At 60.8% G+C, this 20,795-nt stretch carries 24 protein-coding genes; 11 read left to right on the top strand and 13 right to left on the bottom strand.

Annotated features, from left to right (window positions below):
* The first annotated feature begins 32 nt into the window (after positions 1 to 32).
* Entirely contained in the window at positions 33 to 1,121 is a 1,089-nt protein-coding gene (locus C3Y91_RS24655) for an ABC transporter ATP-binding protein (RefSeq protein ID WP_018068624.1), read from the top strand.
* A 269-nt stretch (positions 1,122 to 1,390) separates the two neighbouring features.
* On the opposite strand, the gene C3Y91_RS24650 is transcribed toward C3Y91_RS24655, so the two are convergent.
* Positions 1,391 to 3,568 carry an OmpA family protein gene (locus C3Y91_RS24650; RefSeq protein WP_024321897.1) on the bottom strand — a complete coding sequence of 726 codons (2,178 nt, stop codon included), beginning with the start codon at positions 3,566 to 3,568 and terminating at the stop codon, positions 1,391 to 1,393.
* A 331-nt stretch (positions 3,569 to 3,899) separates the two neighbouring features.
* Here C3Y91_RS24650 and C3Y91_RS24645 point away from each other — a divergent pair, with 331 nt between their 5' ends.
* The 4 genes from C3Y91_RS24645 (at position 3,900) to C3Y91_RS24630 (ending at position 6,907) form a co-directional block, all read left to right on the top strand.
* On the top strand, positions 3,900 to 4,673 hold the full coding sequence (locus C3Y91_RS24645; protein ID WP_018480745.1) for a transporter substrate-binding domain-containing protein: 774 nt from the start codon (positions 3,900 to 3,902) through the stop codon (positions 4,671 to 4,673).
* Positions 4,674 to 4,785: 112 nt separating this feature from the next.
* The gene (locus C3Y91_RS24640) at positions 4,786 to 5,592 is read left to right on the top strand and encodes an ABC transporter permease (RefSeq protein ID WP_024321898.1); all 807 of its coding nucleotides are present in this window, start codon (positions 4,786 to 4,788) and stop codon (positions 5,590 to 5,592) included.
* Positions 5,589 to 6,419, top strand: a complete 831-nt coding sequence (locus tag C3Y91_RS24635) for an ABC transporter permease (protein ID WP_018068620.1) — start codon at positions 5,589 to 5,591, stop codon at positions 6,417 to 6,419. Before C3Y91_RS24640 ends, C3Y91_RS24635 begins: the two co-directional genes overlap by 4 nt.
* A gap of 221 nt (positions 6,420 to 6,640) precedes the next feature.
* Complete coding sequence (locus tag C3Y91_RS24630; protein ID WP_018068619.1) at positions 6,641 to 6,907, top strand: usg protein; 267 nt, start codon at positions 6,641 to 6,643, stop codon at positions 6,905 to 6,907.
* A 165-nt stretch (positions 6,908 to 7,072) separates the two neighbouring features.
* Here the strand turns inward: C3Y91_RS24630 and C3Y91_RS24625 are convergent, their stop codons facing one another.
* Positions 7,073 to 7,798, bottom strand: coding sequence for a DUF2270 domain-containing protein (locus C3Y91_RS24625; RefSeq protein WP_018068618.1), 726 nt, complete (start codon positions 7,796 to 7,798; stop codon positions 7,073 to 7,075).
* Positions 7,799 to 7,913: 115 nt separating this feature from the next.
* Here C3Y91_RS24625 and C3Y91_RS24620 point away from each other — a divergent pair, with 115 nt between their 5' ends.
* The 4 genes from C3Y91_RS24620 to C3Y91_RS24605 all read left to right on the top strand — a co-directional run bounded on the left by C3Y91_RS24620 (position 7,914) and on the right by C3Y91_RS24605 (position 10,328).
* A complete protein-coding gene (locus C3Y91_RS24620) occupies positions 7,914 to 8,732 on the top strand; it encodes a class I SAM-dependent DNA methyltransferase (protein WP_024321899.1) in 819 nt (272 codons plus the stop codon).
* A 98-nt stretch (positions 8,733 to 8,830) separates the two neighbouring features.
* Complete coding sequence (locus C3Y91_RS24615; protein ID WP_024321900.1) at positions 8,831 to 9,517, top strand: glutathione S-transferase family protein; 687 nt, start codon at positions 8,831 to 8,833, stop codon at positions 9,515 to 9,517.
* Entirely contained in the window at positions 9,514 to 9,855 is a 342-nt protein-coding gene (locus tag C3Y91_RS24610; RefSeq protein ID WP_018068615.1) for an ArsR/SmtB family transcription factor, read from the top strand. The genes C3Y91_RS24615 and C3Y91_RS24610 overlap by 4 nt, the downstream gene beginning before the upstream one ends.
* The gene (locus tag C3Y91_RS24605; RefSeq protein ID WP_168575947.1) at positions 9,852 to 10,328 is read left to right on the top strand and encodes an SRPBCC family protein; all 477 of its coding nucleotides are present in this window, start codon (positions 9,852 to 9,854) and stop codon (positions 10,326 to 10,328) included. Before C3Y91_RS24610 ends, C3Y91_RS24605 begins: the two co-directional genes overlap by 4 nt.
* Positions 10,329 to 10,383: 55 nt before the next feature.
* On the opposite strand, the gene C3Y91_RS24600 is transcribed toward C3Y91_RS24605, so the two are convergent.
* From C3Y91_RS24600 to C3Y91_RS24555, 10 genes are all read right to left on the bottom strand, one after another.
* Positions 10,384 to 10,851 carry a DUF1801 domain-containing protein gene (locus C3Y91_RS24600; RefSeq protein WP_018068613.1) on the bottom strand — a complete coding sequence of 156 codons (468 nt, stop codon included), beginning with the start codon at positions 10,849 to 10,851 and terminating at the stop codon, positions 10,384 to 10,386.
* A 101-nt stretch (positions 10,852 to 10,952) separates the two neighbouring features.
* The gene (locus C3Y91_RS24595) at positions 10,953 to 11,423 is read right to left on the bottom strand and encodes a DUF1801 domain-containing protein (RefSeq protein ID WP_024321901.1); all 471 of its coding nucleotides are present in this window, start codon (positions 11,421 to 11,423) and stop codon (positions 10,953 to 10,955) included.
* 11 nt (positions 11,424 to 11,434) lie between these two features.
* Positions 11,435 to 11,656: a hypothetical protein gene (locus tag C3Y91_RS24590; RefSeq protein ID WP_024321902.1), complete on the bottom strand. Its 222-nt coding sequence runs from the start codon at positions 11,654 to 11,656 to the stop codon at positions 11,435 to 11,437.
* A gap of 57 nt (positions 11,657 to 11,713) precedes the next feature.
* Positions 11,714 to 12,124, bottom strand: a complete 411-nt coding sequence (locus C3Y91_RS24585) for an SRPBCC family protein (protein ID WP_018067950.1) — start codon at positions 12,122 to 12,124, stop codon at positions 11,714 to 11,716.
* Positions 12,121 to 12,444: an ArsR/SmtB family transcription factor gene (locus tag C3Y91_RS24580; RefSeq protein WP_024321903.1), complete on the bottom strand. Its 324-nt coding sequence runs from the start codon at positions 12,442 to 12,444 to the stop codon at positions 12,121 to 12,123. The genes C3Y91_RS24585 and C3Y91_RS24580 overlap by 4 nt, the downstream gene beginning before the upstream one ends.
* A gap of 249 nt (positions 12,445 to 12,693) precedes the next feature.
* Positions 12,694 to 13,521 carry an ATP-binding cassette domain-containing protein gene (locus C3Y91_RS24575; protein WP_168575946.1) on the bottom strand — a complete coding sequence of 276 codons (828 nt, stop codon included), beginning with the start codon at positions 13,519 to 13,521 and terminating at the stop codon, positions 12,694 to 12,696.
* Between the two features lie 10 nt (positions 13,522 to 13,531).
* Positions 13,532 to 14,368, bottom strand: a complete 837-nt coding sequence (gene ssuC / locus C3Y91_RS24570; RefSeq protein WP_018067948.1) for an aliphatic sulfonate ABC transporter permease SsuC — start codon at positions 14,366 to 14,368, stop codon at positions 13,532 to 13,534.
* An 86-nt stretch (positions 14,369 to 14,454) separates the two neighbouring features.
* Positions 14,455 to 15,645, bottom strand: coding sequence for an FMNH2-dependent alkanesulfonate monooxygenase (gene ssuD / locus C3Y91_RS24565; protein ID WP_168575945.1), 1,191 nt, complete (start codon positions 15,643 to 15,645; stop codon positions 14,455 to 14,457).
* Positions 15,646 to 16,013: 368 nt separating this feature from the next.
* Complete coding sequence (locus C3Y91_RS24560; protein ID WP_024321906.1) at positions 16,014 to 16,979, bottom strand: aliphatic sulfonate ABC transporter substrate-binding protein; 966 nt, start codon at positions 16,977 to 16,979, stop codon at positions 16,014 to 16,016.
* A gap of 200 nt (positions 16,980 to 17,179) precedes the next feature.
* A complete protein-coding gene (locus C3Y91_RS24555; RefSeq protein ID WP_024321908.1) occupies positions 17,180 to 17,548 on the bottom strand; it encodes a hypothetical protein in 369 nt (122 codons plus the stop codon).
* A gap of 162 nt (positions 17,549 to 17,710) precedes the next feature.
* On the opposite strand from C3Y91_RS24555, the gene C3Y91_RS24550 reads away from it, so the two are divergent.
* Positions 17,711 to 18,580, top strand: a complete 870-nt coding sequence (locus tag C3Y91_RS24550) for an NAD(P)-dependent oxidoreductase (RefSeq protein WP_024321909.1) — start codon at positions 17,711 to 17,713, stop codon at positions 18,578 to 18,580.
* Entirely contained in the window at positions 18,577 to 19,260 is a 684-nt protein-coding gene (locus tag C3Y91_RS24545; RefSeq protein WP_024321910.1) for a DNA alkylation repair protein, read from the top strand. The genes C3Y91_RS24550 and C3Y91_RS24545 overlap by 4 nt, the downstream gene beginning before the upstream one ends.
* A gap of 133 nt (positions 19,261 to 19,393) precedes the next feature.
* Here C3Y91_RS24545 and C3Y91_RS24540 read toward each other — a convergent pair whose 3' ends face one another.
* Positions 19,394 to 20,290: a LysR substrate-binding domain-containing protein gene (locus C3Y91_RS24540; protein ID WP_018067940.1), complete on the bottom strand. Its 897-nt coding sequence runs from the start codon at positions 20,288 to 20,290 to the stop codon at positions 19,394 to 19,396.
* Positions 20,291 to 20,795 lie beyond the last annotated feature (505 nt).

Here is a 20,795-nt window from a genome sequence, read left to right as displayed (position 1 = left end):
AGGCGATGGAATTCTCATGAAAAGGTTACAGCATGTCCCAGGTGAGTTTGGATCAGGTCACCAAATCCTTTGGTAGCGTTGAGGTCATTCCTCCGCTCGATTTGGCAATTGCCGACAAGGAATTCGTGGTTCTTGTCGGACCTTCCGGCTGCGGGAAGACAACCACACTGCGGATGATCGCGGGGCTGGAACAGACGACATCAGGGGAAATCCGTATCGGCGAGCGGGACGTTACTGCGCTGCGCCCGGGTCTGCGCAATTGCTCGATGGTGTTTCAGAATTACGCGCTCTATCCGCATATGACAGTCGCCGAAAACATCGGCTACGGCATGAAGGTGCGCGGAACGCCGAAGCAGGACATCGATGCCGCCGTTGCAAATGCGGCGCGCATTCTCAATCTCGGTGCCTATTTGAAACGCAAGCCGAACGCGCTCTCAGGTGGCCAACGCCAACGCGTGGCGATTGGCCGGGCGATTGTTCGCCAGCCGGATGTGTTCCTGTTCGACGAACCGTTGTCCAATCTCGACGCTAAACTGCGCATTGAAATGCGAACAGAAATCAAGCTCTTACACCGCAGGCTCAAAACCACGATCGTGTACGTTACACATGATCAGGTAGAGGCGATGACGATGGCAGATCGGGTCGTGGTTATGAATCAAGGGCGGATCGAACAGGCCGCAGATCCGATCACCCTTTATGAATCTCCGAAGAATCTCTTTGTCGCTGCCTTCATCGGTTCGCCAAGCATGAACTTCATCGAGGGGCAACTTGTGCAAAACGCCGGTGGAATTGCCTTCCAAGCCGAGGGTGGGGTCAACATTCCGGTTCCCCCACAAAGAGCCGAGCGCCTTTCGGCGGCAGTGGGACAGTCAGTGGTTCTCGGGATCCGACCGGAACATACTATGGTTGGGGATTCCAACGTTTCAACTGTGAGCCTTCATGTCGCCGATATCGAGCCCCTCGGTCCATACACACTGGCGATCGGCAAGGTCGGGTCAGCGGCCTTTACTGCCCAGATCCACGCGTCATCGCGCGTTGGCCCGGATGACAGGATTAGTGTTCCAATTGATACCCAGAAAATGCACTTTTTCCTTAAAAGTACCGGAGACACGGTGGGCTAAAAGCACCGCGAACTATACGGCAATCCACCAAGAGGACATTCCGACATCGCGATCTGCGCCGTATGAATTCAAAGACAGGGGCGTCGGCAGCGCGGCATAGGCGCTAAAGGGCGTCGCAATGCCTCCGATGTTCGACGACAATCCGCTCTCCTGCCGCCACCTCCCCGCTGGGAGAAGAGGGAGCGAGCCGTACGGCTCAATCACCTTTCAAGCCACGTTGAAAGAAGAAGCAAGACCGAGATGCCCCTCCCCGGGGAGGGGCAATATCATTACCTGTTGGCAGCGACCGGGCGGACCAGCGCCGTGACGCGGCGGATGGTGACGCGGCGGTTTTCCTGTTCCGGGCCTACCGTGTTGACCTTCAGGTAGCTCTCGCCATAGCCCTGCGTCGCAAGGTTTTCCGGCGCAATGCCGTAGACGTCGGAGAGCACGTTAGCGACCGATTCGGCCCGCTGGTCGGAGAGGATCAGGTTGCTCTGGTCTGAGCCAACAGCATCCGTATGACCCTCGATCAGGAAGGTTTCGCTCGGATCCTTCTCGAGCACCTGGCTGATCGCGTCGGCGACCTTGCGCAACGTGCGCGCCTGGGTCATCGGGATCTCGGCGCTGCCGGTCGCGAAGGTGATCGTGTCGAGGTCGATGCGGCGCACCTTGTCGCGGATACGGGCCGAATATTTCACCTCATCCAGCGAATAGACGCGCTCCACCGGCTCGACGGGCGGCTCGCTCAGGAACTCGTAATAGTCCCGGTTCGGGTCGCTGCGGGTATCGATGATGTAGTCGCTGAGCGGCACGCGCAGCCGCATCGGCGGCAGGTCGGCGCCCGGATCCTCGAAATAGTCGCGGTCCGGATCGTCATAGAGGTCCTGGGAATAATAGAGCACGTCCTCGCGTCCGCGGGCATCAACGCGCGACCGCTGGATGATGTCGCCGTAGCGGTTGCGGATCGTGACGATGCGATAGCCTTCCGGTCGCGCGATCGTCTCGCGGTAGCGGTCGCCGGACAGCTCTTCGTAGCTCGGCCGTTCGCCGTCGCGCAGGAAGCGCCTGTCGTCGTCGCCGCGCACGATCGTCCTGTTGTCGTACTGGATGATCACACGGCTGTCGTCACCACGGTCGTCGAAGCGCGCGCCGTCGGGACGGACGAATTGCGGCCGCTCGTCGAGCTTCCTGCCCTTCTCGCGGGTCACCGCCTCGAGTTTGACTGGCGCCGGCGCTTTGGCACCGCTCAAAGCCTGTGCATCGGCATCCGAGGTCGGCACCTTCACCTCCTGGCTGTCGGCGCGCTGCTTGTCGCGGTCGCGGCGGCCTTCCCGGCCCTTGCTGCGGTCGGCATCCTTGTCGCTGTCGAGCACGGCCGCGCCGTTCTCGACCGGCAGCACGACGGTTTCGTTGCTCTTGGCCGGATCGGCGGCAATCTTCTTGCGGCGCTCCAGCTCCTCGGGAGAAGCCTTTTCCGGCGCCGGAATGGCCTGCTCGACCTGCTGGCCGCCGCTGGCATCCGGCAGCGGCTGGGCAGTGTCGGTCGCGGGCGCGGCGGGCTGTTCACCGGCAGGCTTTGCCGCCGTACCATCCTTGGGCTTTTCGGCGGGCGCAGCTTCCGGGGCCGCCGCCTTGTCTTCGGTCGCCTTCTCTTCGCTCGGCTTGTCTGCGGGTGCCGCAGTCTTGCCCTTTGCCGGCTTTTTCTCGGCCGGCGCCTCGGCGGCGGGTTTTTCCTCCGGCGTGGCTTCGGGCTTGGCCGTTTCCGCAGTCGGCGTCACGGCCTCGGGAGCGGCAGGCTGGGCCTCTTTCTCGGCCTTGCCCTTGCCTTTATCCCGGCCCTGGGCCTTGTCCTGTCCTTTGTCCCGCTTGCCGCCTTCCGGCTTGGCTTCTGGCTGTGCCTGATCCGTCTCCGGCTGCGCTTCCTTTGCCGCCGGCTGCTGTTCGGGCTCGGCCTGCTGCGTTTCCTGTTTCTTCGGCTTTTTCGGCTTGTCCTGGGTTACGGGCTGCTGCTGTTCCGGCTGCGGCTCGGCCTCCGGCTTCGCCTCGGGCTGGGCTTCCGATTTGGCTTTCCGCTCCGGCTTGCTTTCCGGCTGCAGCGCAGGCGCCTCTTTCGGCGCCGCTTCGGCCTTGGGCGGTTCCGGCTCTGCCTTGGGTTCGGGCGCCGGAGCTTCCTTACGCTCAGCCTTCGGCTTTTCGGCGGGCGCTTCCTTCTGCGCCGGCTTCTCGGCGGCCGGCGCCTGTTCGGCCGGAGCTTCCTCCTTCTGCTTGCGCTTCTTCTTCAGCAGCTCCTCTTCGGAAGGCGCATCCTGCGCCACCTCGAAGCTGCCTTGCTCGGCCTGCTGCACGGCCGAGGCCTGCGTCGCGACGTCGCGTACGGCCGCCATCGCCGATGCCGGCTGCAAAGCCAGCGAAAGAGAAAGCAGCGGAAAAGCCGCGCTCGCGAACAATCTTGATTTCATGCCCATCGGGTTTCCTCGATCCTGTTTGAGCTTCTTGAAGGCCGCCAGGCCCTGGTTCCGCCCCTAGCTTCGCAATGAGGCGAAACGGCGGAATGGCAATTGCCGAGCCGCCGATTTGTTCCGGTTCTAGGAAGTGGAGGATTAACCTCGCGTGAATGTTGCAGTCTGCCGGCGTTCATCTCGCCTGTTATTTGCACCGCACAATTGCGATGGGATTTGTGTTGCAATTCTGTGAAAAAAAGTCTGATTATCGCCGCAAGGCGGTCTCGGCACCGTTGAACTGCGGCCGTCAGCCCAAGAGAAAAAGGAGCGACGGCTACCAACAGAGAGGATCCTCATGCTTAATCCTACCCGTATTTTCGCGGCAGCCTCGATCGCGGCGATGTCCCTTTTTGCCGGCTCGGCAATGGCCGATGGCGAGAAATATGTGATCGGCACCGATTCGACCTATCCGCCCTTCGAATTCGTCGATGCCAGCGGCACGATCCAGGGCTTCGACATCGACATCACCAAGGCGCTGTGCGCTGAAATGAAGGCCGAATGTACCTTCGTCAGCACCGACTGGGACGGCATCATCCCGGCGCTCAATGCCAAGAAGTTCGACATGATCGTCTCCTCCATGTCGATCACGCCGGAGCGTCTGAAGCTCGTCGACTTCTCAAACAAATACTACAACACCCCGCCGGCCATTGCCGTGCCGAAGGATTCGACGATCACCGATGTCGCCGGCCTCAAGGGCAAGGTGATCGGCGCGCAGACCTCCACGACGCACGCCAACTATGCCGAGAAGCATCTCGCCGACACCGAACTCAAGCTTTATCCCACAGCTGACGAATACAAGCTCGACGTTGCCAGCGGCCGTGTCGACGCCGTCATCGACGACGTCGTCGTTCTCTCCGAATGGGTGAAGTCCGACGCCGGCGCCTGCTGCAAGATCCTGACGACCCTGCCGGTCGACAAGGAAATCAACGGCAACGGCGCAGGTATTGCCATCCGCCAGGGCGATCCGCTCAGGGAGAAGCTGAACACGGCGATCGCTGCGATCCGCGCCAGCGGTGAGTACAAGAAGATCCAGGACAAGTACTTCGACTTCGACGTTTACGGCCAATAAGAAATTCGCTATCCGGCGATGAAGGTAATGGCGGGAGGCTTGCTCTTCCGCCATTTTTGTTTGACAAAGATTACAAGATCAAAACGGCAAAAGCCGTGAGGGGAATTCTCGCATGGGCGGATTATTTTCCGCGCTGGGCTCCTTTTGGAGCTGGATTGTGCACATTTTCGATCCGCTGTGCGGACCCGTTGGCATCTTCACTTGGTGGGGTCAGTCGACGATCCTTGCCTGCGGCGATACCGGCTGGGGCGACGAGATCGCGCTTGGCCTGCAGGTCACCATTTCGGTGGCGATCGTCACCCTGCCGATCGGCCTCGCCATCGGCTTCCTGGTGGCGCTCGGCCAGCAGTCGGAGGAAAAGCCGCTGCGGCTGGCTTCCGGCATCTACACCACGATCTTCCGCGGCTTGCCGGAGCTTCTGACGCTCTTCATCATCTACTATGGCATGCAGATGCTGATCCAGTCTCTGCTGACCTTCGTCGGTTATGACGGGCCGCCGATCGAGATCAACGCCTTCCTCGCCGGCGTCATCGCGCTTTCGGTCGTCTTCTCCGCCTACTGTTCGGAAGTGCTGCTCTCGGCCTTCCGCGCCATTCCCAAGGGGCAATATGAGGCAGGCGACGCGCTTGGGCTGCATAGCGGCCGCACGTTGCGCCTGATCATCCTGCCGCAACTCGTGCGCATCGCGCTGCCGGGCCTGACGAACCTGTGGATGGTGCTGCTGAAGGACACCTCCTACGTCTCGATCATCAGCCTTGCCGATATCCTGCGCCAGACGAGCGTCGCCGTGCGAGTGACCAAAGAACCCTTCTTTTTCTATGGTCTGGCCTGTTGCCTCTATCTGGTGCTCGCCATCCTCTCCTCCTTTCTGCTCGTCTATGTCGAGCGTTGGGCCAAGCGTTCGGAGATCCGTCGATGAGCTATGCCGAAACGCTGATCCCGCCGCAGCCAGCCCCCCGCGCGGTGATGAAGCCGATGACGCCGGCGCGCATGGCCGGCTATATTCTCGTGGCCATCTGGGCTGTGCTCGCAGCACTTCTCGTCATTTCCGTCATCAATGGCTGGGATCCGGAAAAATTCATCCGCTACGGGCCGCGTTACCTCCACGGCCTCGGGGTCACGCTGAGCCTCGTTTTCATCTCCGTCATCTGCGGCGCCATCCTGTCGCTGCCGCTTGCCGTGGCGCGCATGTCAAAGAACCGGCTGCTGAATGCGCTGGCCTACGGCTACATCTATTTCTTCCGCGGCACGCCGCTGCTTGCCCAGCTGTTCCTGGTCTATTACGGCCTCGGCATATTCCGGCCGCAGCTTGAGGCCGTCGGTATCTGGTGGTTCTTCCGCGATGCCTGGTATTGCGGCCTCTTCGCCATGACCATCAATACCGCGGCCTATCAGGCGGAAATCCTGCGCGGCGCCATTGAAAGCGTGCCGCATGGCCAGCAAGAGGCGGCGAATGCGTTGGGTATCCACAAGTACATCGCCTTCCGCAAGATCATCCTGCCGCAGGCTCTCATCGTCGCACTTCGCCCTTATGGCAACGAGATCATCCTGCTGATCAAGGGCTCGGCGGTCGTCGCCATCATCACAGTGCTCGACCTGATGGGCGAAACCCGCTACGCTTTCTCCCGCACTTTCGACTACCAGACCTATCTCTGGGCAGCGATCTTCTATCTCACCATCGTCGAGGCCTTACGCCATCTCTGGGCCTGGATCGAGCGCCGCCTGACCCGGCATCTCAAGCGCTGATGCATGACACCCAAAACTGTGTCGAGATTTTGGGATAACGGCATGCATTTAACAAAATCCAGTTTGGCAGCACTCTCTGCGTTATGCTGCCAAACCGTTGATATTAAAAATGAATTGTCCTTTTACGGAGTATCTGTAAAGCTTCCGTTAACCACTCGCATGTTTCCATATCATGTAGCGCTAATAAGCGCGCGAGTGGGAACAAGAAGAAGCGGAATACGATGCACAAGGACATGGAAAAACAGTTGAATGGCTATGGTCTGACGACCGCCCAGATCCTCTACCACCTGCCGGACCACCCGGCGATCCTGCAGACCTATGTCTGGCAGGATTACGACCTCGCCCCCGATTTTCCCGAAATGCGCGGCTTCCTGAAATTTTGGGAAGAGAAGCTCGACGGGCCGCTGCATTCGGTGCGCTACATCCACCGCAGGCTGATCTCGGCAACCGAGTGGCGGGCACTGAAGGGCGAGTTCATCCTGCACTGATCGGCTGGAGTGTGGTGCCGAATAGGGCGAATGGTTCAGGCCGTATCATGCTCCACTGCATAATTCCTTAAATCGGAATCGATTTAAGGATAAAATTATGCAGCAACTCAAAGTGCTACAGCGTCCTTTGCGCGTCTCAAAAGACGCGCGGCGCTGTAGGCCGCATCAGACATGCGCCTCGCCATGGCCGAATTCGCCTTCGTCGCGATCCCGGCGAAGGGCGAAGCCGAGCATGCCGAGATAGAATGCGATGACGATTGCGATCACCGCAAGGCCGGGAACCGGCCCGAGTGCGGCATTGTCGATGACATAGGTCCATGACTGCGCCTGCAACGCCGGCATGCCTTCCGTCTGCAGTTTCGGCGTCGAGATCTTCAGACACCAGGCGAGCAACAGGATGAAATACATCCAGCCGTAATTGCGTTTGAGCCGGCGGTGCATCGCCTCTTGATAGCTGAGCAGGAAGCGTGGTTTGCGCAGGCTGCTGGCAACCACTACGGCCCATTCGCCGCCGGCCTCAGCCTCGGGCGCCAGAATCTCAGCGAAATAGCAGCGCTCGATCTGGCGAACGCGGGCGCGGTAGATATCGAAGAAGCGATAGCGCCGCGCCTCAATCATCAAAAGCAGCGTCACCAGCATCATCCCGAACAGCAGCACGCCGTGATGCGAGGTCGGCGTCGACAGCGACACCGAAAGGAGTGCTGCGACCACCGTGATCGCCCAATTGGACGTCCGGTCGATGCGGTCGCGCCAACTCGTCATCCGCCCGAGTTCACCACGGTAATAGTGGCAGAGCGCATTGGTGACCTCGATTGGTGTCCTAGGCAGCAACAATGGCCGCGCGCCCTCTCCTTCCCTTGCCGATAACGTCCTGTCTTGCTCCATTTTCATGGCTCGTTCCTCCCTTCGTCTTCTTTTCGGCCATTCTGCGCCCGCAAGCGCGCCATTGCAAAACATCCAAAGCCGCCTTAGACGCATGCCTGAAACAAAAGGACGATGGACTGCGATGGCAAAGAAGATCGACGAAGAAGCCCTTGGCGAGGCCTATAACCGCGCGCTGGCGCTGGAAAAGGCCGGCGATGTCGACGCGGCCGTTGCAGCCTATCAGGAAGTCCTGGCAATCGATCCCGACGATCACGGCGGTGCGGCCGTGCGCATCGCCGCGATGGGCCGCGGCGAAACGCCGGTCAAGGCGCCCGACGCCTATGTCGAGACCTTGTTCGACCAGCATGCCGAGGTTTTCGAGGACGTGCTCGTCGAGCAGCTCGGCTATCACGTTCCGATGCTGGTGCGCCAGCGCCTGCAGGAACTGAAGCTCGGACCATTCAAGCGGCTGCTGGATCTCGGCTGCGGCACAGGCCTCACCGGCGGCGCGCTACGCGACCTCTGCGCCGATATGACCGGCATCGACATATCGGAGAAGATGGTCGAGATCGCCCATGAGAAGGATCTCTACGAGACGCTCTTCGTCGCCGAGGTCGAGGATTTCCTCGATGACAACGACGAGGAGGCCTTCGACATCATCGCCGCCACCGACGTGCTGCCCTATCTCGGCGCGCTCGAACCGCTTTTCTTCGGCGCCGCCGAGAACCTGACGCCGGGCGGCTTGTTCATCTTCTCCTCGGAAACCCTGCCCGAGGAAATACTCGCCGGCCGCGCCTATATGGTCGGCCCGCACCAGCGCTTCGCCCATGCCGACGCCTATGTGAGAGAACGCCTGACGGCCACCGGTTTCGAACTCGTCGAGATATCGGATATCAACGTGCGCATGGAAGACGGCGAGCCAACTCCCGGCCATCTCGTCATCGCCAGGCATATCGGCTGAGGCCGATACTTGCACGATCGGCGAACTATCCCTTGCGCGATGCTCTGCAACCTGATACTTAGTCGAACGGTAAAGTATTCGACAGGAAAGGTCGCCATATGTCGCTCGTGCTCTATGGACATCCGCTTGCCTCCTTCTGCCACAAGGTGCTGATCGCGCTTTACGAGAACGGTACCCCGTTCGAGGACCGCATCGTTGATCTTTCCAGCGAGGAGTCGCGCGCCGATCTTTTCCGCTTCTGGCCGATCGGCAAGATGCCGCTGCTGCGCGACGAGGCGCGCGACAGCACCATTCCCGAAACATCAATCATCATCGAATATCTCGAGCAATATTATCCGGGGCCTATCCGCCTGCTGCCGCTGGAGATCGACCGGGCGCTGCAGGTCCGTCTCTGGGATCGCTTTTTCGATCTCTATGTCCAGACACCTATGCAGACGCTGGTCAGCAACCACATGCGCCCAGAGGGCACGGCCGACGAACGCGAGGTTGAGGCCGCCAAGGCGACGCTTGCCACCGCTTACTCAATGATCGAAAAGCAGCTCGCCGATAAGCCGTGGATATCAGGCGACGGCTTCACCATGGCCGATTGCGCTGCAGCCCCAGCGCTCTTCTATGCCGAGACGCTGATTCCCTTCAGCCAGGAGCAGCCGAACCTTCGCGCCTATTACGATCGGCTGCTCGCGCGGCCATCCTTTGGACGGGTGCTGGAAGAGGCCCGCCCCTACTTCAAATTCTATCCCTATAAGGAAAGGCTGCCGGCGCGCTTTCGGGATGCGGCGGGATGATCGAGAGCCAGACTGATCTCGACCGCATGTTCCACGCGCTCTCCGACCGCAGCCGCCGCGGTATGATCGACCGGCTCGGTCGCGGCCCCGCCTCAGTCACCGAACTGGCGGCGCCGCTTGCCGTTGCCCTGCCGACGGTGCTGAAACATCTGCAGGTGTTGGAGGAAAGCGGTCTTGTCCTTTCCGCAAAGGCCGGTCGCGTGCGCACCTACCGCCTGCAGAAGGACGCGCTTGCCGCCGTCGAGCGCTGGGTGGAGCAGCGAAAGATCCAGTGGACCACCACCTTCGACCGCCTCGACCAATTTCTGGCTGATGAACCGGAGACATTTTCCGAATGACGACACGATCCGCCGAACACGCCACTCTCGTCATCGAGCGTCACCTGAAGGCGCCCGTCGCCCGCGTCTTCCGCGCCTGGTCGGCGCCAGAGGCCAAACGCCAATGGTTCGCCTGCCACGACGAATGGGTGCCGCTGGACTACGGGCTCGATTTCCGCCCCGGTGGCAAGGAAAGGAACTACGTCGCCGATACTGACGGCCTCCTGCACGCCTATGACGCCCATTACATCGATATCGTGCCCGATGCCCGCATCATCTATGCCTATGAGATGAAGCTTGGGGAAAGCCGCATCTCCGCATCGCTCACAACCATCGCCTTTGAAGCCGAACCCGGCGGCACGAAAATGGTCTTCACCGAACAGGTGGTCTTCCTCGACGGCTACGCTGACAACGGCGCCCGCCTCCAGGGCACCGAAATCGGCCTCGACAATCTGCAACTCTTCCTCGAGCGCGAGGAAAGCCCGATCCACTGACACATGTCGCCAAATCAAGTTCGATGCGACGCGTTTCAGGCGATATTGCCAAGCCTCAAGCGCTGCTTGGTTTTTTTCGGGAGCCGGCGGGGCGAGCGGCAGCCCGCGTTGACGTGTTGAGTGCGGCGGCGGCGCGAACGAGCGCCTTCAATGCTTGCTCGTTGATCTCATCGCCCTCATGGAAATCGATGGCGCGCCTGGTATTGCCGTCAAGGCTGGAGTTGAAGAGGCCTGAAGGGTCCTCCAGCGATGCGCCCTTGGCGAAGGTCAGCTTCACCACGCTTTTGTAGGTCTCGCCGGTGCAGATGATGCCGGCGTGCTCCCACACCGGAACGCCTCTCCACTTCCATTCCTCGACCACGTCGGGCTCGGCCTGCCTAATGAGAGTTCGGACCCGGGCGAGCGTCTCGCCTCGCCAATCGCTCAACTCCTCGATTCTCGCATCGATCAAACGAGAAGGAGAGTCTCCGTCTTTCTCTTCGCTGGAGCCGCTCTTCTTCATGGTTGCCGTGGCTTTCTTCATCAATATCGCTCCTCCATCCCTTAAGTGCTGATGACCTAGAGCGCCGTGCGTCCTTTCAGACGCACAAAGGACGCTCTAACGCATTAAATCTACGCATCCGCTTACATTCGTTCACCGGGCACTCGGCTGGCTTGCTCCACCCAGGCGGCGAGCTGAGCCTCGTCGAGTTGGTCTTCCTCATGGATGTGGAAGTAACGCACTTCCTTTTGCTTGGACTCGCCGGGTGGGATGGGACTGAGCGACGTGCCACGGAAGAAAGCAAGTTTGATGTATTTCGCGAAGCAATGGACACCGAGAAACCAGCCCTGCCCTTCCATGCCATAGAGCGGCGAGTTCCATTTCACGGCCTTATACACCCCCGGCACCATGCGCGTGATGAGCGCATCGAGGCGATGCCCGATGTCGCTTTTCCAGCCCGGCATGGCGGCGATGTAGGCTTGCACGGGAGCGTCGCCGTAACCCTTGGCGATCTGAGGGTTGCCGCCCGAGAGAAGGGTCGGCTCCGCGGTATCAGGCGTGGCTGCTGTCTTCTTCGTGATCTTCGCTGCGGTCTTGGATGTCTTCCCGGACATTGCCGTCACTCCTACCCTCCGCTGCGTCCCGCGCCGCGCCACTTGGTGGCATATGGCAGCGCGAACAAGTAGAGACCAGTGAGCAGGAGCAAGGTCAGCGGCAGCAGCGCCATGAGCCCCACCCAGACGGATGATTTCTCCTGCACCATCGTGATGATATTAATTATGACGGCCAGCGTAAAGGCAATGGACAGCCAACGGTGGATCTGCCGAAACCAGTTATTCCAATTCAAGGGAACCTCCTGCGAAAACAAGCCGAAGCGGATGGCGTGATCCGTTTGGCCGCGGCCTCACTCTATCCGCGCCAGGACCTGCTCGAGATTTGCAAAGAACCGCTCCCACCCGCTCCTGGCGCCCCCGTAGGCCTGCCGCTGATCCGGTCGGAAGCCCGACTGCTCCATGCGCAGCTGCGTGCCCGCGCTCGTGGGCGTGAGAGTCCAGGTGACGACGCTCGCGAGATCATAGGCAGCCCAGGTGTAAGACAGGGTTTTGTTCGGCTCGACCTCCAGGACCTGGCAATCGACGGAGCCCCAATCCGCGCTCAGCTTGAAACGGTGATCCACGACCGGCACGAAGTCGTTCTTCATCAGCCAGTCCGCGATCAGATGTGGCTGGGTGAGCGCCCGCCAGATCTTTTCCGGCGGAAAAGGGATCTCTCGTTCGACGACGACGGAACGAGTTTCGGTGGATATTTCGGTCATTGGTCCATCCTTTTCAGTAGATCTTCCAGCTGGTCGAACCGATTCTGCCAAAAGTCGGCCATCTCACTTGTCCAGTCGACCAGCGGCGCCAGCGCACCGAGCTGCGCGCTGTAATGCGTCTGGCGACCTTCGTGACGATCACGCACCAATCCGGCCTGTTTCAGGATTCCGAGATGTTTTGAGACGACCGGTTGCGAGACCCCGGCCCGAGCCGTCAGAGCCCCGACCGTCTTTTCTCCTTCGCGGCATAGCCGTTCGAAAAGAGCCCTCCGGGTCGGATCGGCGAGCGTTCTGAAGAGCACGTCTTGGGTGTCCGACATCTACAATCCATACCCCGTTGGCTATGGGTTGACGTATAGCCATGAAGGTATGAGTGTGTCAAGCTGGACGTAAGGCGAGCTAGGAAAACTATTGTTGCTGATTTTGGCGCGTGCCGCAGCGCACTTCGGCAGAGACGGCTGATTCTCTCATACCCAGGCGGCTATACATCTTCGCCATTGGTGATGCATGCTCGCACCGACACGCCTCGCCTATGCCGAGGTCATGCAACCTCGCGAATAGCGCCGGGATCAATGGCCGCTGTCTGTACCGAGGATCGCGGCAAGCAGTCGGCCCTCCAGCTCGGCAAGGCCGGGATGGCCGTGCCGGCGCGGATGCGGATAGGGAATGGGAAGATCGAGTGCGATCCGCCCCTCGTCGAGCACGATGACCCGGTCGGCGAGATGCACCGCCTCGCTGACATCATGTGTGACGAGCACGGCGGTGAAGCCGAGTTCGCGCCAGACACGGTTGATGAGTTCCTGCATGCTGATCCGCGTCAGCGCATCGAGCGCACCGAGCGGTTCGTCGAGCACCAGCACGCCCGGCCGGCTCACCAGCGCCCGCGCCAGCGCCACGCGCTGCCGCTGCCCGCCGGAAAGCCGCGCCGGCCATTCCCTGGTCCTTTCGCCGAGCTGGACTTCGGCAAGCACGGCCTCAGCCGCCTTCGCCGCAGCCCGGCCGTCGATGCCGTCTCCGAGCCCGACCACGACATTATCTGCGACACTGAGCCAGGGCAGCAGCCTCGGCTCCTGGAAGACGATGCGCGCGTTCGGGCTCGCCGGCGCGCCATCGGCATCCTCGAAATGCAACGCGCCGGCACTCGGCTCGTCGAGGCCCATCAGAATGCGCAGCAGCGTGCTCTTGCCGCAGCCGCTCTTGCCGATCACGGCGACGAACTGGCCAGCTGGGATATGCAGGTTGATGCCGCGCAGCACGCGGTTGGCCCCAAAACTCTTTTCAAGCCCCCTCAGGCTAATCGCCGCGGGTGCACTACGACCGGCCGTGGGCGCGTTTTCGCGCGCATAAGCTGGCTCTTCGGCGACGGCGTGAAAACGCTCATGCGCGATCGATGTCATGGCGTCTCTCCTATTTCTGATAGACCGGGTTCCAGGCGAGCAGCCGCCTCTCCAGAACCCGGGCGATGACATCGGCAAGCTTGCCGAGCACGGCATAGATGACGAGGGCGAGCACGACGACGTCAGTCATCATGAATTCGCGGGCATTGTTGGCCATGTGGCCGATGCCTGAGGATGCTGCGATCGATTCCGATACGATCAGCGTCAGCCACATGATGCCGAGGGCATATCTCAGGCCGACGAAGATCGACGGCAGCGCGCCTGGAAAGATCACCTTGCGGAAGAGCGTCCAGTTGCCCATGCCATAGACCTTGCCCATCTCGATCAGATCGCGATCGACATTGCGCACGCCGTGATAGGTGTTGAGATAAACGGGGAAGAGCACGCCGAGCGAGGTGAGAAACAGCTTCGATTCCTCGCCGATCCCGAACCACAGGATGACGAGCGGGATCATTGCCAGGTGCGGAATGGTGCGCAGCATCTGCAGCGTGGTATCGGTCAGCTGCTCGGAAATACGCGATACGCCATTGGCGATACCGAGCAGGAAGCCGATCGAGCCGCCAACGAGAAGGCCGGCAAAGGCGCGGCCGGCGCTCACCAGCACGTCATTCGGCAACTGGCCGGAAACCGTCGTCGACCAGAAGGCGAGGCCGACATCGGCCGGCGAGGGCATGATGCGCGACGAGATCCAGCCGGCCGAGGAGGCAAGCTGCCAGAACGCCACGATCGCCACCGGCACCAGATAGGGCGTTAGCTTCTCCAGGCCGGGCAGCGGCAGGCGGAACCGCGCCTTCCCGGCCTTTTCGGAAGCGACCGACCGTACGAACGGAGTATCGAAAGTCGACATGCATTGTCCTCGCGCTTATCGGGAGCAGGATGCCGCAAGCCCCAAGCGGCTTGCGACGGTGTCACGCTCTGCGTCTTCGTTCGAGATCAGGAGCCGGAGACGACTTTCAGATTGCCGCCATGGCTGCCGCCTGCGAAGACCTGCTTGCGGCCGAACTCGTTGTTGAAACCCAGGCGCTGCTGGTCGCGGGTAATGCCGAGCTCAGGGAAAAGCAGCTCGGCGACGCGATAGGCCTCTTCGAGATGCGGATAGCCGGAGCCGATCACCGTATCGATGCCGATCTCCTGATACTCGCGAAGGCGCGCAGCCACCGTCTTCGGCGATCCCACAAGCGCCGTGCCCGCACCGGCGCGCACCAGGCCGACACCGGCCCAGAGGTTCGGCGAGACTTCGAGCTTGTCGCGGCGCCCGCCATGAAGGGCGGCCATGCGCTTCTGGCCGACTGAGTCGGACTCCTGGACGAAGCGCTCCTGCGCCTCGCGGATCGTATCATCGTCAAGATGGCGGATCAGCCGCTCGGCCGCCTCCCATGCCTCATCATCGGTTTCGCGTACGATGAAGTGCAGGCGGATGCCGAAGCTCACCTCGCGGCCGCGTTCGCCGGCGGCCTTGCGCACCTTGGTGATCTTCTCGGCAACCTGTGCCGGCGGCTCGCCCCAGGTCAGATACTTGTCGACCCGGCCAACGGAGAAATCGATGCCGGCATCCGACGAACCGCCGAAATAGAGCGGCGGGCGCGGGTTCTGCACCGAGGGAAAGCCGAGGCGCGCATTGGTCGCCTTGATGTATTTGCCGTCGAATCTTGCCGTTCCCTTTTCCAGCAGTTCCTCAAAGACGGTGAAGAACTCCTCGGCATGGGCGTAGCGCTCGTCATGCTCGAGATGGATGCCGTCGCCGGCAAGCTCCGCCGGGCTGCCGCCGACGACGATGTTGAGCAGCAGCCGGCCGTTGGAGATGCGGTCGAGCGTCGTCGCAAGACGCGCGTAATAGGCAGGCGATGCCGTGCCGGGGCGGATTGCCACCAGGAACTGCAGCTTCTCGGTCTTGGCGGCAAGGGCTGCCGCCGTCACGAAGGATTCCTCGCAGGCAACCCCGGTCGGCAGCAGCACGCCGGAATAGCCGAGCCGGTCGACGGCCTGGGCGATCTGCGTGAGATAACCGATCTCCGGCGCACGGTTGAGCTCGGAGGAGCCGAGATAGGTGCCGTCGCCCGATGTCGGGATGAACCAGAGGAAATTGATAGGTCCGGATATACCTGTATGGGAGGTGGTGGTCATAGAAGACGGTCCTTTAGCTGCGGAATTCGCGGTCGAGATGGCTCTCTGCAAGTGACGACGCACAGACCGTCTGCCCGCATAACGCCGCCGCACGGATGCTTGGGAGGATCGTGGTGGTGGCGGAGGGTGCAAGAAGGCCGGCTGTCTGTCTGTGCGTGAGCATCTAAAATGTCCCTGTCGATCGGATGGCGGCTGGCCGATGCTTTTCGGTGTCCGCTCCAATCGAGAGGATATTGACATAGACCAGTAATTAGATCGACAATATCAATTTGCTATTGTAATCCGTTTTGGAGAATATTTTTCCGGTTCAGCGGCATGGAAGCCCTCTCCATGCCGCGGAACCGGAAATCTTGGCACCGGGCGGAAAATCAGCTCGCCTTGGGACGCCAGATAATATCGCCGGTCGCGAGTTTCTTCGGCAGGATGCCGAGCCCGTAGAATTCGTCTGCGAGTGCCTGCTGATAGGCGGCGGCAGCATCGGTGATGGTCGAGACGCTGCCGAGATCGGCGCCCTTGCGCGTCAATGTTACGCGCGTCACGTCAGCCGGCACGCCGGTAATTTCGGAAAGCTCCTTGACCGTTTCGTCGAGATTGCTCTGTGCCGACTTCCCGACCTTGGCAAGCTCATCGATCACGTCGACGATCACTTGCGCGTTGGCATCGGTGAAATCGCGATTGGCGAGGAAGAAGCTGTAGGAATCAACGACGCCTTCAGCGGTCGTCAGGATACGTGTCTCCGGATCGGCTTCGGCAATCGCCAGATAAGGATCCCAGATCGACCAGGCGTCGATGCTGCCATTCTTGAACGCGGCGGCGGCATCCGGCGGCGAAAGATCGACCTGCTCGACATCTTCGGGCTTCAGGCCCGCCTTGCGCAAAACCTTAACGGTTACATTATGCGCGCTGGAGCCGCGCTTGAAAGCGACCTTTTTACCCTTGAGGTCTTCAAGTGTCTTGATGGACGAATCCTTGCGCACGAGGATAGCCGAGGCTGCCGGGCTGCCCTTGTAGAGACCGACATAATAGAGCTGCCCGCCAGCCGCCTGGGCAAAGAGCGGCGGCACATCGCCGGTCGCACCGAAATCGAGAGCGCCGGCGCCCAGCGCTTCGAGAAGCGGCGGGCCGGAGGTGAATTCCGACCAGCTGACGGTAATGCCGTGGTCGGCAAGCCGCTTTTCAAGTGCGCTGCGACGCTTGGCGAGCGCCAGCACGCCGTTCTTCTGCCAGCCTATACGGAATTCGCTGGCGGCAGCGCGTGCCGGCCGGACAGCCGGCAGGATTGCCGTGGCCGCAGCGGCTGCGAAAAGCCCGAGCGTTTGTCGACGTGAAATCATGACTTTCCCCTTTTTTGATGGTGCCGGGCCTGTTTTCGGCTGGTCGACCCTGTCAGTGATGAATGCCATGATGATTAAATCTATAATTTATATCGACAATTTTATTTGCAAGATTCCGCCTTTACTGAAATTTTGCGGCCCGGAAATCGCCCTTAAGCGGAATTTTTTCGCGCGTCCTTTATGCTGAGTACTATCCCGGCTCACTCCCGACCTTCCGCGGCCAACCGCTCGCGGATGAAGGTGGGGCCGCCGGCAAGACGCTTCGCAAGCAGGCTTGCGGGATCGACCATGCGCCAATAGGGCGTAACCGTCGAAACCCGCTCGCCCTTCTCCAGCGCGCCGAAGGACAACTCGGCGATCGCACGCAAATGCCGCTGCACGGTCACCGGACAACAGGCGTCCGCCCCGTATTGAGCGGCAAGACGGCGGCGGAGAACGCCGACTTCGGTGAGTACACCTTCCGGTGCCGATCGAATCTGCTCTGCGACCATCTGCTGCGATGGAATAAGCATCGCCTGCATTCCGCTACGGCCTTTGCGCCGCGGCTTGATCGTCGGAATTTCGCTCATGTCACCCCAGGAACATAATGCCTTCCTTCCAATTTAGGGCTCGGCCGAACGGTAGCCAGCCTCATATGCGTCAATCGGAAGGAAGTCTGCCTTCACGGGCTTTTCTGCTCCCGCCGTTTCGGTTAATCCTCGGGCCTGCACTTGAGGAAAAGGATAGGACATATGGCAAAAGTCGCGTTCATCGGTCTCGGCGTCATGGGTTTCCCAATGGCGGGGCATTTGAAGACGAAAGGCGGCCACGATGTCACCGTCTATAACCGCACGCCGGCAAAAGCCGCCGCTTGGGCCGAGAAATTCTCCGGCAAATCGGCCCCTACTCCGGCTGAGGCCGCCGCTGGCGCCGACTTCGTCTTCGTCTGCGTCGGCAATGACGAAGATCTCCGATCGGTGACATTGAGCGAGAACGGCGCCTTACACGGCATGAAGCCCGGTTCGGTGCTGATCGACAACACCACCGCCAGCGCTGAAGTCGCCCGCGAACTTTATGCCGCGGCGAAGGAAAAAGCTGTCGATTTCATCGACGCTCCCGTCTCCGGCGGCCAGGCCGGCGCTGAAAACGGCGTCCTGACTGTCATGTGCGGTGGCGACGAGGCCGTCTTCGAATGCGCCAGGCCTGTCATCGACGCCTATGCCCGCATGGTTGGTTTGATGGGACCGGCAGGCTCGGGCCAGTTGACCAAGATGGTCAACCAGATCTGCATCGCCGGCCTCGTCCAGGGACTTGCCGAGGCGCTGCATTTCGGCAAGCGTGCCGGCCTCGATATCGAAAAGGTGGTCGAGGTGATTTCCAAGGGGGCAGCCGGCTCCTGGCAGATGGAAAACCGCCACAAGACCATGAACGCAGGCAAGTATGATTTCGGCTTCGCGGTCGACTGGATGCGCAAGGATCTCGGCATCGTGCTCACCGAAGCCCGCCGCAACGGCGCCAAGCTGCCGGTCACCGCCGTCGTCGACCAGTTCTACGGCGACGTGCAGGCGATGGGCGGCAATCGTTGGGACACATCCTCGCTGCTCGCCCGCCTGGAAAAATGATCGGCCCCTCCTCCGATGCGGCCGAATTGATCGCGCATCTCGAAACGCTGCGCTCGGAGGAGAATGTCGCCGGCATGGCGCGCTTCGGTATTGTTACCGGCCGCGCCCTCGGTATCTCCAATCCCGATATCAAGGCGGTCGCCAGAGTGGCGAAGAAGGATCACGTCAGGGCAATGCAGCTCTGGCGAAGCGATATCCGCGAAGCCCGCCTACTTGCCCTCTACACGGCCGAGCCGAAGCGGTTGACGACGGAAGAAGCCCAAAATTGGGCCGATGATTTCAACTCCTGGGAGATCGTCGATTGCGCCGCCGATCTCTTCGTCGAGGCCCGGTTGGACGAGCTCATCTGGGAATTCGCTGCCGACGAGCGCGAATTCGTCCGGCGCACAGCCTTCGCCATGATTGCCGGCGGTGCCGTCCACCGGAAAAAGGAGCCCGACGCCACCATTCTTGCCTGGCTGCCGCTGATCAAGGCTCATTCCGGCGACCCCCGAAACTTCGTGCGCAAGGCGGTGAATTGGGCGCTGCGCAATGTCGGCAAGCGCAATCTGGCCTGCCATGCGCCGGCGCTGGCACTCGCAAAGGCCCTGGCGGAAAGCCCTGATAAAACTGCCCGCTGGATCGGCAAGGATGCCGTCAGGGAGCTGGCCGGCGAAAAGCTGCTGGCACGGTTGAGATAAGGCCGATCGGCTCCCAAACTATGTCGCGCAAACTGTGCAGTGTTTTGCGATGACGACATACGGAAAATAAAGCCCCAAAGTGCAAGGAGCGATTCTGAAAGATTGCGACGCGCTTCAGGCTGAAGCCTCTTCGTCAATGCTGCCTGGATTTCTCGACCAGGAAATCGATCAGCACCCGCACCGCCGGCGGCATGCCCTTGGCCGTCGTGAAAACGATGTAGAACTGGCTCTCCTCCGACTGCCATTCCGGCAGCACCCGCACCAGCTTGCCAGCCTGGAGATCGGCCTCGCAGGCGCTTTCGAGCAGAAGCCCGAAGCCGAGACCGGCCCGGGCCGCGTCGAGGATGGCGGTCATGCTGCGGCAGGTGAGCCGCGGCTGATGACGAATCACCTGTTTGGCGTCATTCGGACCGACCAGTTCCCAGGTGTGGAACGACACCCATGACGTCATTGCCAGCGTCGGAAGGTCGGCGAGCTCGTCAACGCAATTCAAACTGCCGGTACGCTCGACGAGCGAGGGACTTGCGACCAGGATACGTCGCGCCCGGTCGAGCTTGCGCATCGTCAGGCTCGTCTGCGTCTCCGGCTCGTTGGTCGCCCTCACCTCGAGATCGATCCGTTCGTTGATGAGGTCGGCGCGCCGGTCGGAGCCGATGATCTGCAGCTTGATCTTCGGGTAACGTTCCAAGAATTCAGGCAGGATGCCCCCGACCGAGATGTCGACGAGAGCGAGCGGGCACCCCATCCGCACCACGCCCTGTGGATCGGATTGGGCCTCGGTGACGATCGACTTGGCGCGGTCGGCCTCCTGCAGGATGGTCTGGCATCTTTCGTAAAAAGCTTGACCGATCTCTGTCACCCGGAAGTGACGCGTCGAGCGTTCTATAAGCCTTGCGCCAAGCCCATCCTCGAGACGGCTGACCCGCCTGCTGAGTTTCGAACGTGGTATTTTGAGATCGCGACTTGCAGAAGCGAAACCGCCGCTGGAGACGACAGCGGCGAAATAATAGTAGTCGTTGAGATCGTCCATAAGAACAAGCTATCCGAGAGTGTGAATGAATGCCAGCCCCCAGCAAAGGTTGTATCCTCTCTCCCAAAAAGCTGTAATCACATTGTCGGCATTAGATTTTCTTTTCACGACCCGTTGCGGCAAGCTAGCCGATGCAGACGAAGTCAATCAATCGACAGCCGTCCGCACGGCAATATCTCGGCCGATCCAGCTTGCTTGAAAAATTGAAAACGGGGGTGCCTCAATAGCCGAGGCTAACAAAATGCCGACATACGATACGAAACGTACCTGTTCGGCTCACCTGAAAAGACGATCCAGAAAGACTGCCTTGAAGACTGTGCGTCAAAAACGCTGCAAGGACGGTCCGGCAGGGAAGACCGGACCCGTCCCCGTAGCTGATCGGAGGTCACTCGGATCAGAAACTGATTTAAGTGCTCCCGGTCCGAAGACCGGGAGCATATCCACCAAGTGGATTAGAACGAACGCTGCAGACGGAAGTAGCCCGTCGTGGTGTCGTCGCCATCTT

The sequence above is a fragment of the Rhizobium ruizarguesonis genome, from assembly GCF_012349115.1.
GTDB lineage: Bacteria > Pseudomonadota > Alphaproteobacteria > Rhizobiales > Rhizobiaceae > Rhizobium > Rhizobium ruizarguesonis.
Note: the sequence above shows the minus strand (reverse complement) of the source record. Positions and strands in the feature narration are given on the sequence as shown.